Here is a 13808-nt window from a genome sequence, read left to right as displayed (position 1 = left end):
CAGGAGATAACAGAATGAATCATCAATATTTAGAGTATCTTCGAGCAAATGTGACCTTAGCATTAGCCAATATTAACGGAGGAACTAAAGGGCAATTAGATGCGTTTCAAGGTGCAGCATTAGTAAGAACTAGTAGATTCAAAAGAAATAGAATGCGTGATAGTACAGGGGCAATGCGTGAATCGGATCCTGTTAAATGTACTGAAACACGAATAAGTAAATCACCGATGCCTCCGATACTGGAAACAACATTTTGTCTTAGTTCATGGCGTCGTGCAGTTAATAAGTTAGATGAAGCTCATAAGGCATGGCTGTTGTACTGTTATGCATATGATTTGGATTATAACCATCAAGTAGAAATATGTAATTACGTGTGGGAGCAGTTTAAACCCTCACTATCAGGGAAACGGATCACTAAAAAGGTAACGGCCAGATTAATGCAATTGGTATGGTTAGCAGTACAAGATACCGCTTCAAGGTTTGGGGAAATACTAACACTTGATAAATATACAGATACAGCGTTAGCAAAATTAGTCGGTGTCAGTAAGTCAACATGGTCAGAGATATATCGGGATCATTGGACTATGTTAATTTCTATTGTAGAACGAATAGATCGCGAGGTTTTGTTGTCGGTTTCAAATATTAGAAATGAGTCACGTTCTTGCAATTTAACATCATAATACTTGCAAAACCGAACAAAATAAGCCATATTTAACACTAATTTGGTATGTTGCCAAAATTGTTTATAACCTCGCAATGCGGGGTTTTTTTATGCCTGAAATAAACATAAGACTTGCTGTTACGATTGGTCAGAGTTACATGTGTAGTTATGCACAATAACTAACCAAAGGTTTGAAATTATCATGTTAAAACATGTACATATGACAGAAAAAGCAAGACTTGTTTTTAATGCGGTTACTGATGTGCCAGCCACAGCAGGTGAGGTTTCGCAGGATGCTAAGTTAACAGATTCATGCTGCCAACTAATACTGACACAACTTGTCATGGCTGGGTTAATCAAAGAAAACATCAAAGAAAGAACATATCAAAGCATTCAACTGTGAAAAATGGGCGGCTGGTGGGTGTTGACGCACTCCACCAGCCATCTGCCCGTTGTAAGAGGTCACGGACAAACCAAGGCCCACCGCTTTTACGCGTAAAGCTAGGTGAGCTTATCAAAAAAGGTTCTCCTGATCTATGAAAAACACTGTAACTTTAAACAGTATAAATTTAATCAATGATGACTCACTCCGCTATATAAAGACACTTCCAGATAATTGTATTGACCTAATCGCAACCGACCCGCCATATTTTCAAGTTAAAAGCTGTAGCTGGGATAATCAGTGGGAAAATGTTACTGCATACTTATCTTGGCTTGATGAAATGCTGGCGGAGTTTTGGCGAGTTCTGAAGCCAAATGGTAGCTTATATATGTTTTGTGGTTCAAAGCTGGCTGCAGATACTGAAATATTAGTTCGTGAGCGGTTCAATGTTTTAAATCATATCATTTGGGCTAAACCGTCAGGACCATGGCGAAGAGCGTGTAAAGCTGATCTGCGTAGTTTTTTCCCAAGTACAGAGCGCATTATATTTGCAGAACATTACCAAAGCCCTTACAAAGGGAAAAGTAGTGAATATCTGCAACAATGCCGTGAACTTAAAGAAAATGTGCTTAAGCCGTTGATTGAGTATTTCAAGCAAGCCCGTGATTTGTTAGGGATAACAGCAAAAGAAATCCACAAAGATACGGGTAAGCAAATGGCTTCGCATTGGTTTGGTTATAGCCAGTGGCAGCTACCAAGTGAACCGGATTATTTGAAGCTTCAAGAATTGTTTAAGCGCGTTGCTGAGGAAAAGTTAAGCCATAACCCGTTAGATCGTAAACATGCTGATCTAGCGAGTGAACAAATCACGTTAAGGCGTGAATATCATGAATTAGCAGCGCAATACCAATTATTACGGCGTCCTTTCTACGTGACTGTTGATGTTCCTTATACTGATGTGTGGACATATCCTCCAGTGCAGTATTACCCCGGCAAACATCCATGTGAAAAGCCTGCAGCGATGATGGAACACATTATCAATAGTAGTAGCCGTGAAGGCGATGTAGTGGCTGATTTCTTTATGGGATCTGGGGCAACAGTAAAAGCAGCATTAAAACTTAATCGTCGTGTTATTGGTGTTGAGCTAGAAACAGACCGTTTCGAACAAACCAAGTTAGAAATAGAGCAGAATACTGAGCGACAAAAGCTGTAGTGGCTAACAGCAGCCAGCCTGAGCTAAATCAGGCATCACTTCTTATTTTATCCCCTCAAATGAGGGCGAAAAAACAGAAATCCCCACAAACTTTTAATTTCGGGCACTCCGTAGGGGGTGGTATATGCGTATGGATAAATTAACAACTGGCGCCTCCTATGCTGCCTCTACGGGTTCAACATTCTATTGGCTAAAACAATTGTTAGATGGTTTCTCATCTGAGCAGTGGGCAGCGATTGGGGTGTTGGGAAGCCTACTTTTAGGTGTAGCTACATTTTTGACAAATTTATATTTCAAACGAAAAGAAGATAAACGCAAAGAGGCGGCTCATGCCAAAGATACCAAATAAAATCAAAAAGGCTGCCGCTGGTGGCTTAATTGCTTTGACTGTAAGCATGATTGCTTATTTTGAGGGGATGGAAACTAAACCGTATAAAGATGTCGTGAATGTCACCACGGTTTGTTTTGGGCACACGGGTGCTGACATTATCCCCACCAAAACCTATACAGAATCCGAATGTTTAGCTTTGCTTGAAAAAGACCTCAGCAAAGTCAGAAAGGGCGTAGACCCTCTAATTAAAGTCGATATTGACGATAACACCCGAGCCGCTATTTATTCCTTTGCTTACAACGTGGGCACAGGTGCTTTTGCGCGTTCTACGATGCTGAAGAAATTGAATGCAGGTGATATTGCTGGCGCTTGCAACGAGTTAAAACGCTGGACTTATGCAGGGGGTAGAGAGTGGAAAGGCCTGATAACACGCAGAGAGATAGAAAATACAGTATGCCTTGGAAAGTTCGAATCGGCTTATTCTTCTTCTTTCTCGGGTACGCCTTCTTTATTTCAACTGGCGTATATGCACTCAGAGACGACACCTGCGGTGGCACTGACAAGGTAAGCCTAGAAAAGCGCTGCCAAAGTGCGGTTAATCACAACAAAGCCCGGCAGGTTAACTTATGAAGATAGATAATTCATTCTGGCTCTTTGTAATGATTGTGTTCTTGGGCTGGTGGGCTGTTTCAGAGCATGAAAATAATGCGTTGCTAAAGGTGGATAACAGTAATAAAAGCAAAATCATTGCTAGTCAGTCACTTCAATTCAGTCGGTTTAATCAAATAGCTACTACAGCTTATCGCCATGGCATTCAGACTGAAGCCAAATCACAGGAGAAAGTCATTGAATATCGAGAAACACTCAAAAAAGAGCTTACTTGTGATTTGCCTGTGCCTCAGCCTATTGCTGATGGGTTGCTCAAGTACACCTACGAATTACGGTCAATGTATGCCGATCCCCAAAACACTAACCGAACCAGTGCTAGTACCACTACCACCAGCACCTTAACTTATTGTCAGGTTGTTCTATGGGTTGAGCCACTGTTATCCGCGCTTGCTATAGCGAATGGGAAGCTTGAAATGATAGAAAAAATTGAAGAGCAGAGATGGAAGTAGTTATACTCAATATTATTCTCGCTTTTTCTATAGGTCACTTATGTTAGATTTGAATAGTGCAATATCTGTTATTATTGGAGCTGCAATCCCATTATCTACACAATTGGTTATGTTTTATGTTTCAAATAGAGACAGTAATAAAAATAAAAAATCAGTAAATATCAAGTTAGCTATTAATATTGTAATTAAACTAACTAATTTTATAAATGATTCTTATGAGTATATAAAATCAGAAATTATTTCTGATAATGAGCAAGGATGGATAAGAGTACATGGCGTAACGCCATCATTTAATTTAGGTGATGATGAAACCCTGAATTTTTTAAATAAAGATCTTTCGTTTAGAATCTCAGTAATTCCAACCAGAATAAAATATATTGAAAGTGATATGTCATTATTCTACTCAAACGTGTTTCCAGATGATTTTGATTACATAAAACGTTCCAATGATCTATACGCTGAGCTTACAATTGAAGCTATTGAAATTAGAAACCAAATTTGTGATGAGTATAAACTACCAAAAGATAAACTGTTTGATCTTAGTGACTTATATGGAAGGCTACAGGTATCATAATTTAAATACTCTAGTTAGCTATGAGTGAAGAATAAATATCTTAGAATTTCAGTTGATAGACAGATTTAGTTAGTTTTGAAGTATAGTTAAAAGTGTATTACGGGACTGGTTTATATATTTAAATTGTTGTTTTTAATGATAAAAAACAGATTTAATTAAGTGGTAAAGTTATTGTAATGTTACTTTGATGACAGCCATCACAGTAATAAATGAAGACTTATAGTAAATTAGCCCGATTCATTAATTATGTTTTTTTGGGAGATTACCTGCATGTCTGAGGAAAAAAGGCGCTGTAAAGTGGTTGGTATTCACGATCAACCAGAGGGAGACTTCATCAAGTATGCCCCTATAAAAATGCTAGATAATGCAAACGAACCGTATGTGGCTGAGCAAGCTATTGTTGAACTAGATGATGGTCGTGTGGTTGAGGTTTCCCCATCACAAATTAGGTTTAAAAAATCTAAATAGAGTTAACCGTTAATTCAAATGACCCGCCTAGTGCGGGTTTTTTATTTGGAGTAATTTAATGAAATTAGAGCCAAAATCAGTAAGGCTAATAACAACTATTACTGAATATCAGTGTGATAACTGCAAAGAAGGTTTAATGGCTAGAGACAGGGGATGTAATGATATTCAACTCACATCCCCACCTAAGTTTAAGCATATTTGTACTAAGTGTAGTTCGACTGATTGGCTTTCTGATTCATACCCATTAGCTAACAATTCTTACAATCCATCCGATACGGTATCAGAAAGCGATGCTGAACGAATCAGACAGCTTGAACAAACCGTACTTAATATGGGAAAGCAAATCGAACGACTATCGCAAGATGTGCAATCTGCTAAATCAGGGTGGTCATTATGAGCAATTCACAGCCAAGACAACCGGTTTGCAACAGTGAATCGAAGGGATTCAATGAAGTACTCAAGCTTATTACTCTTCATTTAATAAAGACGGCTATAACAATGCTTGGTGATAAAGAGTTGCCACCTGAAGTGGAAAAGCAAAGAGCATCCATTGATTCTGATATTAAAGATCAGCAGATGATAGTTGATAGATTGCTGGATAATGCCACGCCACAACAAGCGACTACAGGAGGCTTCAATGGCTTGCCAAGGCTTTAAGAGCCCCAATCAATTCAGAGAGCAATTGGACAAGCAGTTAAATGATAGCGATACAAATGTTAAAGGGTATCAACCCAAGCGGTCTAACAATTCCAAACCGCTCTCGCCACCAAAGAAACCTTAACTCAATGAAAACAATTAATTCCGTGGAAAATTCAAAAGGTACTCCCGAGGGGGTACCCTTACCACGAGGCGGCGACCACGCGGGAAACGGCTCATTTTCAATTTTTCATGCTGTCAGCAGCAGGTGGGCTAACCTTTTGATTTAGTTTGTAAATATCAATATTGAGGTGACAATTTTCAAAATGAGTTGTCACCTCAATGTGTTATATCTATCTGATAATAAATAAAAATATCAGTTTTCACCTGACAGAGTGAGGTGTCAATGTCCAACATCAGCAATCTGGGGGACGCCTACAACTGGAGCGTGGCTAAGATTGCTGAAGCATTCGGCTTGAATCGCGGAACAGTTAAAAAGCGATTGCTCGATGCAAACACCCCGATAGCAAATATGGTTCGGGGGAATCCCGTTTACGCTTTACGAGATATTGGCCCGATACTTTTCGGCGCTGACCCTGATGCCAATACGAACAGTCTGCAAGATCCATCATTAATGCCACCCAAAGATAGGAAGGATTGGTTTCAGTCTGAAAATGAACGGATAAAACTAGAAACCACACTTAAACAATTGGTTCCTGTTGCCGATGTGCATTTGGAAATGGCGGTATTAGTTAAAGCAATAACCCAAGTTTTAGATACATGGCCCGATAAATTAGAGCGAGATAAGGGCTGGAATGCAGAACAGCTCACAGAGGTGCAAATCATTGTTGATGAATTACGGGATATTCTCGCTTCTCGCGTGATGGATGCGGAGGATTTTGACGAATGACAGTAAATTACGCTTCAGCATCAACGGTAAGAAAGGATGTCGCATCATTATTAAAAGCGCCCCGCAGAATGCCAATTGCTCAGGCTGTAAAAAAATATATGCGTGTTCCCATGGGTGAAGGTTCTTCAATTCCGTGGGATGACTCATTAACACCTTATATTATTGACCCCATGAATTGCCTTGCAGATCGTCGCTATGACTCAGTGATATTTGTTGGCCCGGCTCGAACGGGAAAATCATTGGGGTTGATTGATGGCTGGATAGTCTATGTCATTGTCTGCGACCCTGCAGATTTTCTTCTCATCCAAATGACGGAAGAAAAGGCGAGGGAGCACTCTAAAAAACGACTAGATAGAGCCTTTCGTTCAAGTCGAGAAGTGGCCAAAAGACTAAGTCCCCACCGCAATGATAATAACGTTCATGACAAAACATTCAGGGCAGGGAATTATTTAAAAATTGGCTGGCCATCCGTCAATATTATGTCCTCTTCGGATTATCGGTTTGTTGCATTAACGGATTATGACCGATTTCCTGAAGATGTAGACGGAGAGGGCGATGCCTACACACTAGCCGCAAAGCGTACAACGACATTTATGTCCGCAGGCAAAACACTTGTTGAAAGCTCTCCTGGTCGAGAAATAACAGACAGTAAATGGCGACGAAATACACCTCATGAGGCACCACCTACAACGGGGATTTTGTCACTTTATAATCGGGGTGATCGCCGCCGCTGGTATTGGCCATGTCCGCATTGTTCGGAATATTTCTTGCCTATTCGAGAAAATATGGTGGGGTTTAATGAGGGCGATGACCCAGCAATGGGCAGCAAAGCCGCTCGATTACAGTGTCCACACTGCATGGGAATAATCGAACCAGAACAGAAAAGAGAGCTAAACAATAAAGGTGTTTGGCTTAGAGAGGGGCAGTCTATTGACCAAAATGGCGTTATAACAGGTGAGCCAAGAGAGTCACGCATTGCTTCATTTTGGATGGAAGGTCCAGCCGCGGCTTATCAAACATGGGAAAAGTTAGTTTATAACTTACTCAACGCGGAACAGGAATACGAGCGAACAGGGAGTGAGGAAACGTTAAAATCAGTCATTAACACTGACTGGGGGCAACCGTATTTACCGAAAATCAGCCAAGAACAGCGAAGCGGCGATGATCTCAAGGCTCGTGCTGAGTATTGGGATTATGGAACGGTACCCGATGGTGTTCGCTTCCTCGTTGCAACCGTTGACGTGCAGGGTGGTAAAAAACGGCGATTTGTCGTTCAAGTTACAGGTTATGGCGCCAGAGGTGAACGTTGGATAATAGACCGTTTCGACATCACTCGCTCTTTACGTTATAGCGAAGATGGTGAGGCTAGAAAAATAGACCCATCTTCTTATGCGGAAGATTGGAATATATTAATTCCTGATGTACTTGATAAAACCTACCCACTTCAAGATCGTGAAGATTTAGAAATGGGAGTCCACGCTATGGCGATAGATACCGGTGGTGAGGAAGGGGTAACGGATAACGCTTATCAATTTTGGCGTAAATGCAAAAAAGACGGCCTAGCGCGTCGTGTCTATCTGTTTAAAGGGGATGGTAAAGCCAAAAGTAAACTGATCACCAAATCATACCCTGATAATACGGAACGTTCAGACCGCCGTGCAAGAGCGCGTGGTGATGTGCCTATTTATTTGTTGCAGACAAATGAATTAAAAGACCGTATTTCTGCACATTTGGGGCGGGAAACGGTGGGTAATAACTACATCCATTTTCCTGATTGGCTTGAGGATTCTTTCTACGATGAATTGACGTATGAAGAGCGCGATAGCAGCGGAAAATGGTCAAAGCCGGGCAAAGGGGCTAACGAAGCTTTTGACTTGATGGTCTATGCACATGCGTTAGTTATTTTACTCGGTTACGAAAAAATCAAATGGGAGAACCCGCCTAGGTGGGCTCAGTTGCCGGATATCAGCGAAGTTAAACTATCGCCTCCGGCTTCTAATCAACCTCCTCCAAAATCAACACCAATTCAAACTCAAACAGAAACGCAAGAAACCAAGCCTAGCGTAAGTTCGGCATGGACTCCTGTGTCTTCAACATCTGGGGGATGGGTATGACCCGAGAAGAAATTAAAGAAATGATGGACGCGTATTTAAAAGCAGAAATGGAAATACTGCAGGGGAAGAGCGTCACATTCAATGGCCAATCCATGACAATGGAAAACCTCAGCGAGATCCGCAAGGGGCGAGAATATTGGGAGCGGCGATATTCACAAAGTAGTGCAACAAATCGCAAGTCACCCGGCTATAAATTAGCGAGGTTCCAATGAATTTTCTTGATAAAGCCATATCGGTGATTTCACCAGGATGGGCCAGTAGTCGCTTGCGCTCACGAAACCAAATCCTCGCTTATGAAGCCGCAATGCCATCACGGCAACATAAAGCAAGGCGAGAGCCCCGCAATGCCAATCAATTAACGCAAACTGGGGGGAAATCATTGCGCGAGCAGGCGCGGTGGTTAGATAACAACCATGATCTTGTGATTGGTATCCTCGATAAAATGGAAGAGCGGGTTGTTGGTAGTAGGGGGATCATCGTTGAACCTCAGCCACTATCAATAACAGGGCAAATCCATGAAGAACTAGCCAAACAAATAAGGTCCGCTTGGGCTGAATGGTCAATTCGTCCAGAAGTGACAGGGCAATTTACGCGTCCAATGCTTGAGCGTCTCTTGGTTCGAACATGGATACGCGATGGGGAGGTCTTTGCTCAATTAGTCAAAGGAAACCAAAAGGGGTTGGATAAACAAGCGGGGATTCCGTTTTGGTTGGAAGCACTTGAACCTGACTTTGTTCCTATTCATCTTGATGATACAGGGGAAAATATCCGACAGGGGATCCAATTAAATAACTGGGGTCGCCCACAATCCTATTCTGTTTACAAAAACCTGTTAACCGCAGGACAGCAAATGGGAAATCTCAAATCCATCCTCGCTGAAAACATGCTGCATATAAAATATGTACGGCGGTTACATCAGGTGCGTGGTGTCAGTTTATTTTCAGGTATCTTAATGCGCCTAAGCTCTTTGAAGGATTATGAGGACGCAGAGCTTACAGCGGCAAGGATTGCAGCTTCATTAGGGATGTACATTAAAAAAGGTGATGCCAGTTTATATGATGCCGATGAAGATAAAGAAGACCGAAATATCATCATTGAGCCGGGCATAATCTACGATGACTTATTGCCCGGTGAAGAAGTTGGCATGATCAAATCTGATAGGCCAAACCCAAACCTTGAAAACTTTCGGAACGGTCAGTTAAGAGCTGTTGCTGCAGGTAGCCGGGGTAGCTATTCCAGTATTGCTCGTGACTACAACGGAACATACAGCGCACAAAGACAAGAACTGGTGGAGTCATTTGAGGGTTATTACATTCTACAAGATACCTTCTGCGGCTCAATTAGTCGGCCTGTTTATCGACAATGGCTACAAATGGCGATTGCATCTAGGGTAATCATCCTTCCGCCTGATGTTGACCTCAACTCACTTTATAACGCCACATACAATGGCCCTGTCATGCCATGGATTGATCCGCTTAAAGAATCAAATGCATGGAAAGCACAAATTCGCGGTGGTGCTGCGACAGAAAGTGATTGGGTTCGCGCTAGAGGTGGTAACCCAGCAGAAGTTAAACGCCGCCGTAAAGCGGAAATTGATGAAAATGAACGACTGGGGCTGAAATTTGATACTGACCCCGCTAACGACAAAGGTAACGACAATGCAGACGAGAAACACACATCTCATGCTACCAAAAAACAGCACGACGATGAGTAAACCGCTAATGTCGGCACCGGAGAAAAGCTGGTTTCAAATGAAGGCAACCAGTGAGACTTCAGCCGATATTTATATTTATGACGAAATTGGGATGTGGGGGATAAGTGCAAAGCGATTTACCGAAGATTTAATTTCCCTTGGCAATATCAACCATATCAACCTTCATATTCATTCACCCGGCGGTGAGGTTTTTGAGGGTATCGCCATTTATAACCAGCTCAAAAACCACAATGCCAACATTACGGTTTATATCGATGGGTTAGCGGCTTCCATGGCGTCCGTTATTGCCATGGTGGGTGACGAAGTCAAAATGCCAAAAAATGCCATGATGATGATCCATAAACCTTGGGGTGTGTCGTGGGGTGATGCCAATGATATGCGAGATTATGCTGATCTGCTCGATAAGGTCGAAAACGTCTTAATTCCCGCCTACATGGAAAAAACTGGGAAAACCAAAGAAGAAATTGAAGCCATGCTCGGCGAAGAGACATGGTTAACGGCAGAAGAGTGCGTGGAGCACGGTTTTGCTAATACTGTGATTGAGCCGGTTAAAGCCATGGCCAGTCTTTCATCTAAACGCATCGAGGAATTTAAATCCATGCCGAAATCATTACAAAACACCTTGAAAAATAGCTTAGCTAACCCACGAAACACAATAACATCAAACGCACCGGCGACAGAGCCTGCACCACAATCACAAAACCCAACCAATACACAACAACCTGATACTGCAGGCATTCAAGCGCAAGCACGACAAGCCGAGCAAACGCGCATGAATGACATTAAAGATCTATTTGCGATGTTTGGTGGTAAGCATGACAGCATCATGGTTGAGTGCCTGACAGATATCAACTGCACCGTTGATCAGGCAAAAGATCAAATTTTAGATTTGGTTGCTAAGGAGGCGACACCAACAAATAAAAACAATTACGGTGCTCATATTTATGCAAATAACGGCAATATCGTGGGTGATAGCGTCCGAGCATCATTAATGGCGCGTGCAGGATATGATGAAGCGCATGCTGATAACCCTTATAACTGCATGACATTACGTGAATTGGCTCGCATGTCATTAACGGATCGTGGCGTTGGTATTGCGACTCGTAACTCAATGCAAATGGTTGGCATGGCCTTTACTCACGGCACATCTGACTTTGGTAATATTTTGTTAGATGTAGCAAATAAATCTATTTTGCAAGGTTGGAATGAAGCGCCAGAAACGTTTGAAAAATGGACGAAAAAAGGACACTTGGGCGACTTTAAACCGGCTACCCGTGTTGGAATGGGCGGGTTTAACTCCATCCGTGAAGTTCGCGAAGGAGCAGAATACAAATACGTGACTACGGGTGACAAAAAGGCAACTATCGCACTGGCAACTTACGGTGAGTTATTCAGCATTACTCGCCAAGCTATCATTAACGATGATATGTCGATGCTCACTGATATTCCGATGAAACTAGGTCGTGCAGCCAAAGCGACCATTGGTGACTTGGTTTACGCCATTCTTATGGATAACGTAATTTTCAGCGGTGATAACATTAAAATGTTTGATGCAAAACACGCAAACTTAACCAGTGGCGGCATGGATGTTGATACGATTGCGGCTGCTTGTGCGTTAATGCAAGAGCAAAAAGAAGGTGAGCGTGAGTTAAATATTGAACCTGCATTTATGCTGGTTCCAACGGCCTTAGCAACTTCTGCCAAACAAGTTATTGGTTCTAGCAGTGTTAAAGGTGCGGATATCAACGCGGGGATCATTAACCCAATCAAAGATATTGTTGAAGTTATCCGTGAATCTCGTTTATCTCGTGGCGCGAGTAAAGATAAACCAACGTGGTTCCTGACCTCGGCACAAGGTACAGATACCATTGAAGTTGCTTACCTTGATGGTGTTGATACGCCTTACATTGACCAAGAAGAAGGATTCAGCTCTGACGGTGTAACCACTAAAGTTCGTATCGATGCAGGGGTTGCCCCAGTAGATTATCGCGGCATGGTTCGTGTTGATACGAAATAACCTTATTACAGGTTAAAACCCTCGCCCTAACGGGCTTTTTTTATACCTAAAATCTGGCTCCTCGGGGCCAGAAGGAGAAGTTATGGCTAAGAATTATCAACAACAAGGGTTAACTGTTGAAATTAAAAATACAGGTGCAACCGCTATTATCAGTGGCGATTTGGTCATGGTGGGTGCATTAGCTTGTATCGCTGCAACAAATATTGAACCAGGGGAAACTGGTGATGGATTTGCTGAAGGTGTCTTTTTACTAAAGAAAAAGGCGGGCGTTGCATTAACGGCAGGTCAAGCGGTGACAGGTGATAAAGGGGGTGTTGCAGATAAAGGCGGCGTTCCTGTTGGTATTACATGGGAGGCGGCTGAAGCTGGCGCGGAATTAGTACCCGTAAAACTTAATATTTTCCCAGCGGCAGCGGTAGCAGGTGGCTAATTTATGAGTGCGTTTGAGAGGTTAACAGATCGACTGGACGCACTCACCACTAAACGAATGGGAAAGCCTATATCTATTAACGGTATAGACCACATCGGGGTGGATTCTCACTTTTTACCTGAATTCGGCCCCGTAACAGGAGATGGGCTTTCTTATGTCATTTTTTCGACGGGTTATCAACCCAGAAAAAACGACAAAGTGGCTGCTGGTGGTTGCCATTATTTAGTGACTCGTTTTCAGCGATTTAATGGCAAGTGGATGATTTTTTTAGAGGATGATGACGATGAAGGGGAAGGATGAAGCGATTCGAAACCTTAACATTATTGTTGAGAAAGTCACTCCCGTTGCAACAGCTCAAGCGATAAATCGTATTGCTGCTCGAGCAGTAAGTCGCAGTGTTAAGCAAGTTTCTAAAGAAGTCAAAATCCAACAGAAGATCATCCGCAAGCGCGTAAGGCTCAAAAAGGCCAGTGCAAAGCATGGCACCCCTAAAGCGCGGATCACTGTGAACAGGGGGAATTTGCCCGCTATTGTACTTGGTACAGCGCGCGTTCAATTATCCCGAAGTCGAGGGATTGAGCGACGACATGGCAGTGTTTTAAAAGTGGGTAAATTCACCTTTAAAGGCGCATTTATTCAACAGTTAAAAAATGGTAAATGGCACGTCATGCAACGACTCAGTTTAAGTCGTTACCCGATTGATGTTGTTAAAATACCCGTTTCTAAACCGCTAACGGAAGCCTTTGAAGAGCATGCAGTTAAAGTCCGTGAGGAGGACATGAGTAAAGAAATGCGTGATGCCTTAAATAACCAATTACGGCTGTATTTTAAGGGGGGGTAGTGATTAAGCACACCAAGATCCGCGAGCTAGTGATTGAGGGCCTCAAAGCTAGCATTCCAAAATTATCAACTTATGACGGGCGACCCGTCAACTTCGATGAAAATGAACTGCCTGTTGTTGCTGTTTATTTAACTGAGCCTCGCCCAGACCCAAAGTACCTTGATAGCAATCAATGGACAGCCATTCTTCATATTGAGCTGTTTTTAAAAGCGGCCAAAACCGATTCTGATTTAGATAAATGGGTAGAAGAAAAACTGTATCCAGCAATCAAAAACATAACCAATTTAGGTGACGTATTAACCGATATGACGCCAAGGGGGTTTGATTACGATCGCGATGATGAAATGGCGCTATGGGCTTCGGTTGATATCACTTACCAAATTGAATATGAAATGTAAG

General features: G+C 42.3%; 19 protein-coding genes. All 19 read left to right on the top strand.

The window, feature by feature from the left end; all coding sequences use genetic code 11:
- Positions 1 to 14 precede the first annotated feature (14 nt).
- A complete protein-coding gene (locus CYG50_RS10580; RefSeq protein WP_102137774.1) occupies positions 15 to 680 on the top strand; it encodes a bacteriophage antitermination protein Q in 666 nt (221 codons plus the stop codon).
- Between the two features lie 183 nt (positions 681 to 863).
- The gene (locus CYG50_RS10575) at positions 864 to 1064 is read left to right on the top strand and encodes a TrmB family transcriptional regulator (protein WP_102137775.1); all 201 of its coding nucleotides are present in this window, start codon (positions 864 to 866) and stop codon (positions 1062 to 1064) included.
- 133 nt (positions 1065 to 1197) lie between these two features.
- Positions 1198 to 2256 carry a DNA-methyltransferase gene (locus CYG50_RS10570; protein WP_102137776.1) on the top strand — a complete coding sequence of 353 codons (1059 nt, stop codon included), beginning with the start codon at positions 1198 to 1200 and terminating at the stop codon, positions 2254 to 2256.
- A gap of 124 nt (positions 2257 to 2380) precedes the next feature.
- On the top strand, positions 2381 to 2605 hold the full coding sequence (locus CYG50_RS10565; RefSeq protein WP_004911666.1) for a class II holin family protein: 225 nt from the start codon (positions 2381 to 2383) through the stop codon (positions 2603 to 2605).
- Positions 2586 to 3155: a lysozyme gene (locus tag CYG50_RS10560; protein WP_102137777.1), complete on the top strand. Its 570-nt coding sequence runs from the start codon at positions 2586 to 2588 to the stop codon at positions 3153 to 3155. Before CYG50_RS10565 ends, CYG50_RS10560 begins: the two co-directional genes overlap by 20 nt.
- 58 nt (positions 3156 to 3213) lie before the next feature.
- Positions 3214 to 3705, top strand: coding sequence for a hypothetical protein (locus CYG50_RS10555; protein WP_102137778.1), 492 nt, complete (start codon positions 3214 to 3216; stop codon positions 3703 to 3705).
- 40 nt (positions 3706 to 3745) lie between these two features.
- On the top strand, positions 3746 to 4279 hold the full coding sequence (locus tag CYG50_RS10550) for a hypothetical protein (protein WP_102137779.1): 534 nt from the start codon (positions 3746 to 3748) through the stop codon (positions 4277 to 4279).
- 270 nt (positions 4280 to 4549) lie between these two features.
- Positions 4550 to 4747, top strand: coding sequence for a hypothetical protein (locus CYG50_RS10545; RefSeq protein WP_102137780.1), 198 nt, complete (start codon positions 4550 to 4552; stop codon positions 4745 to 4747).
- A gap of 58 nt (positions 4748 to 4805) precedes the next feature.
- Positions 4806 to 5144, top strand: a complete 339-nt coding sequence (locus tag CYG50_RS23495; protein ID WP_102137781.1) for a hypothetical protein — start codon at positions 4806 to 4808, stop codon at positions 5142 to 5144.
- Positions 5141 to 5404 (top strand): hypothetical protein, encoded by a 264-nt coding sequence (locus CYG50_RS10535; protein ID WP_102137782.1) that lies wholly within the window; start codon positions 5141 to 5143, stop codon positions 5402 to 5404. Before CYG50_RS23495 ends, CYG50_RS10535 begins: the two co-directional genes overlap by 4 nt.
- A gap of 385 nt (positions 5405 to 5789) precedes the next feature.
- Positions 5790 to 6293 carry a DUF1441 family protein gene (locus CYG50_RS10530; protein ID WP_102140851.1) on the top strand — a complete coding sequence of 168 codons (504 nt, stop codon included), beginning with the start codon at positions 5790 to 5792 and terminating at the stop codon, positions 6291 to 6293.
- The gene (locus CYG50_RS10525) at positions 6290 to 8407 is read left to right on the top strand and encodes a phage terminase large subunit family protein (protein ID WP_116068656.1); all 2118 of its coding nucleotides are present in this window, start codon (positions 6290 to 6292) and stop codon (positions 8405 to 8407) included. Before CYG50_RS10530 ends, CYG50_RS10525 begins: the two co-directional genes overlap by 4 nt.
- Positions 8404 to 8619 carry a DUF6148 family protein gene (locus CYG50_RS10520; protein WP_102140840.1) on the top strand — a complete coding sequence of 72 codons (216 nt, stop codon included), beginning with the start codon at positions 8404 to 8406 and terminating at the stop codon, positions 8617 to 8619. Before CYG50_RS10525 ends, CYG50_RS10520 begins: the two co-directional genes overlap by 4 nt.
- Positions 8616 to 10121 (top strand): phage portal protein, encoded by a 1506-nt coding sequence (locus tag CYG50_RS10515; protein ID WP_116068658.1) that lies wholly within the window; start codon positions 8616 to 8618, stop codon positions 10119 to 10121. Before CYG50_RS10520 ends, CYG50_RS10515 begins: the two co-directional genes overlap by 4 nt.
- Positions 10090 to 12138, top strand: coding sequence for a ClpP-like prohead protease/major capsid protein fusion protein (locus CYG50_RS10510; protein ID WP_342136090.1), 2049 nt, complete (start codon positions 10090 to 10092; stop codon positions 12136 to 12138). The genes CYG50_RS10515 and CYG50_RS10510 overlap by 32 nt, the downstream gene beginning before the upstream one ends.
- Before the next feature lie 82 nt (positions 12139 to 12220).
- Positions 12221 to 12568 (top strand): DUF2190 family protein, encoded by a 348-nt coding sequence (locus CYG50_RS10505; protein WP_102140798.1) that lies wholly within the window; start codon positions 12221 to 12223, stop codon positions 12566 to 12568.
- A gap of 3 nt (positions 12569 to 12571) precedes the next feature.
- Positions 12572 to 12868, top strand: coding sequence for an ATP-binding protein (locus CYG50_RS10500; RefSeq protein WP_096863830.1), 297 nt, complete (start codon positions 12572 to 12574; stop codon positions 12866 to 12868).
- Positions 12846 to 13409, top strand: a complete 564-nt coding sequence (locus tag CYG50_RS10495) for a phage tail protein (protein WP_180312663.1) — start codon at positions 12846 to 12848, stop codon at positions 13407 to 13409. Before CYG50_RS10500 ends, CYG50_RS10495 begins: the two co-directional genes overlap by 23 nt.
- Entirely contained in the window at positions 13409 to 13807 is a 399-nt protein-coding gene (gpU, locus tag CYG50_RS10490) for a phage tail terminator protein (protein WP_096863832.1), read from the top strand. Before CYG50_RS10495 ends, gpU begins: the two co-directional genes overlap by 1 nt.
- Position 13808 lies beyond the last annotated feature (1 nt).

The organism is Providencia huaxiensis (assembly GCF_002843235.3).
Lineage (GTDB): Bacteria > Pseudomonadota > Gammaproteobacteria > Enterobacterales > Enterobacteriaceae > Providencia > Providencia huaxiensis.
This window is presented reverse-complemented; position numbering and strand designations above follow the sequence as displayed.

Coding starts and splice junctions, on each gene's coding strand:
- CYG50_RS10525 (WP_116068656.1), top strand. CDS start 6,290: ATGACAGTAAATTACGCTTCAGCATCAACGGTAAGAAAGGATGTCGCA.
- CYG50_RS10510 (WP_342136090.1), top strand. CDS start 10,090: ATGCTACCAAAAAACAGCACGACGATGAGTAAACCGCTAATGTCGGCA.
- CYG50_RS10560 (WP_102137777.1), top strand. CDS start 2,586: ATGCCAAAGATACCAAATAAAATCAAAAAGGCTGCCGCTGGTGGCTTA.
- CYG50_RS10550 (WP_102137779.1), top strand. CDS start 3,746: ATGTTAGATTTGAATAGTGCAATATCTGTTATTATTGGAGCTGCAATC.
- CYG50_RS10530 (WP_102140851.1), top strand. CDS start 5,790: ATGTCCAACATCAGCAATCTGGGGGACGCCTACAACTGGAGCGTGGCT.
- CYG50_RS10570 (WP_102137776.1), top strand. CDS start 1,198: ATGAAAAACACTGTAACTTTAAACAGTATAAATTTAATCAATGATGAC.
- CYG50_RS10535 (WP_102137782.1), top strand. CDS start 5,141: ATGAGCAATTCACAGCCAAGACAACCGGTTTGCAACAGTGAATCGAAG.
- CYG50_RS10515 (WP_116068658.1), top strand. CDS start 8,616: ATGAATTTTCTTGATAAAGCCATATCGGTGATTTCACCAGGATGGGCC.
- CYG50_RS10495 (WP_180312663.1), top strand. CDS start 12,846: ATGACGATGAAGGGGAAGGATGAAGCGATTCGAAACCTTAACATTATT.
- CYG50_RS10545 (WP_102137780.1), top strand. CDS start 4,550: ATGTCTGAGGAAAAAAGGCGCTGTAAAGTGGTTGGTATTCACGATCAA.
- CYG50_RS23495 (WP_102137781.1), top strand. CDS start 4,806: ATGAAATTAGAGCCAAAATCAGTAAGGCTAATAACAACTATTACTGAA.
- CYG50_RS10520 (WP_102140840.1), top strand. CDS start 8,404: ATGACCCGAGAAGAAATTAAAGAAATGATGGACGCGTATTTAAAAGCA.
- CYG50_RS10555 (WP_102137778.1), top strand. CDS start 3,214: ATGAAGATAGATAATTCATTCTGGCTCTTTGTAATGATTGTGTTCTTG.
- CYG50_RS10505 (WP_102140798.1), top strand. CDS start 12,221: ATGGCTAAGAATTATCAACAACAAGGGTTAACTGTTGAAATTAAAAAT.
- CYG50_RS10500 (WP_096863830.1), top strand. CDS start 12,572: ATGAGTGCGTTTGAGAGGTTAACAGATCGACTGGACGCACTCACCACT.
- CYG50_RS10575 (WP_102137775.1), top strand. CDS start 864: ATGTTAAAACATGTACATATGACAGAAAAAGCAAGACTTGTTTTTAAT.
- CYG50_RS10565 (WP_004911666.1), top strand. CDS start 2,381: ATGCGTATGGATAAATTAACAACTGGCGCCTCCTATGCTGCCTCTACG.
- CYG50_RS10580 (WP_102137774.1), top strand. CDS start 15: ATGAATCATCAATATTTAGAGTATCTTCGAGCAAATGTGACCTTAGCA.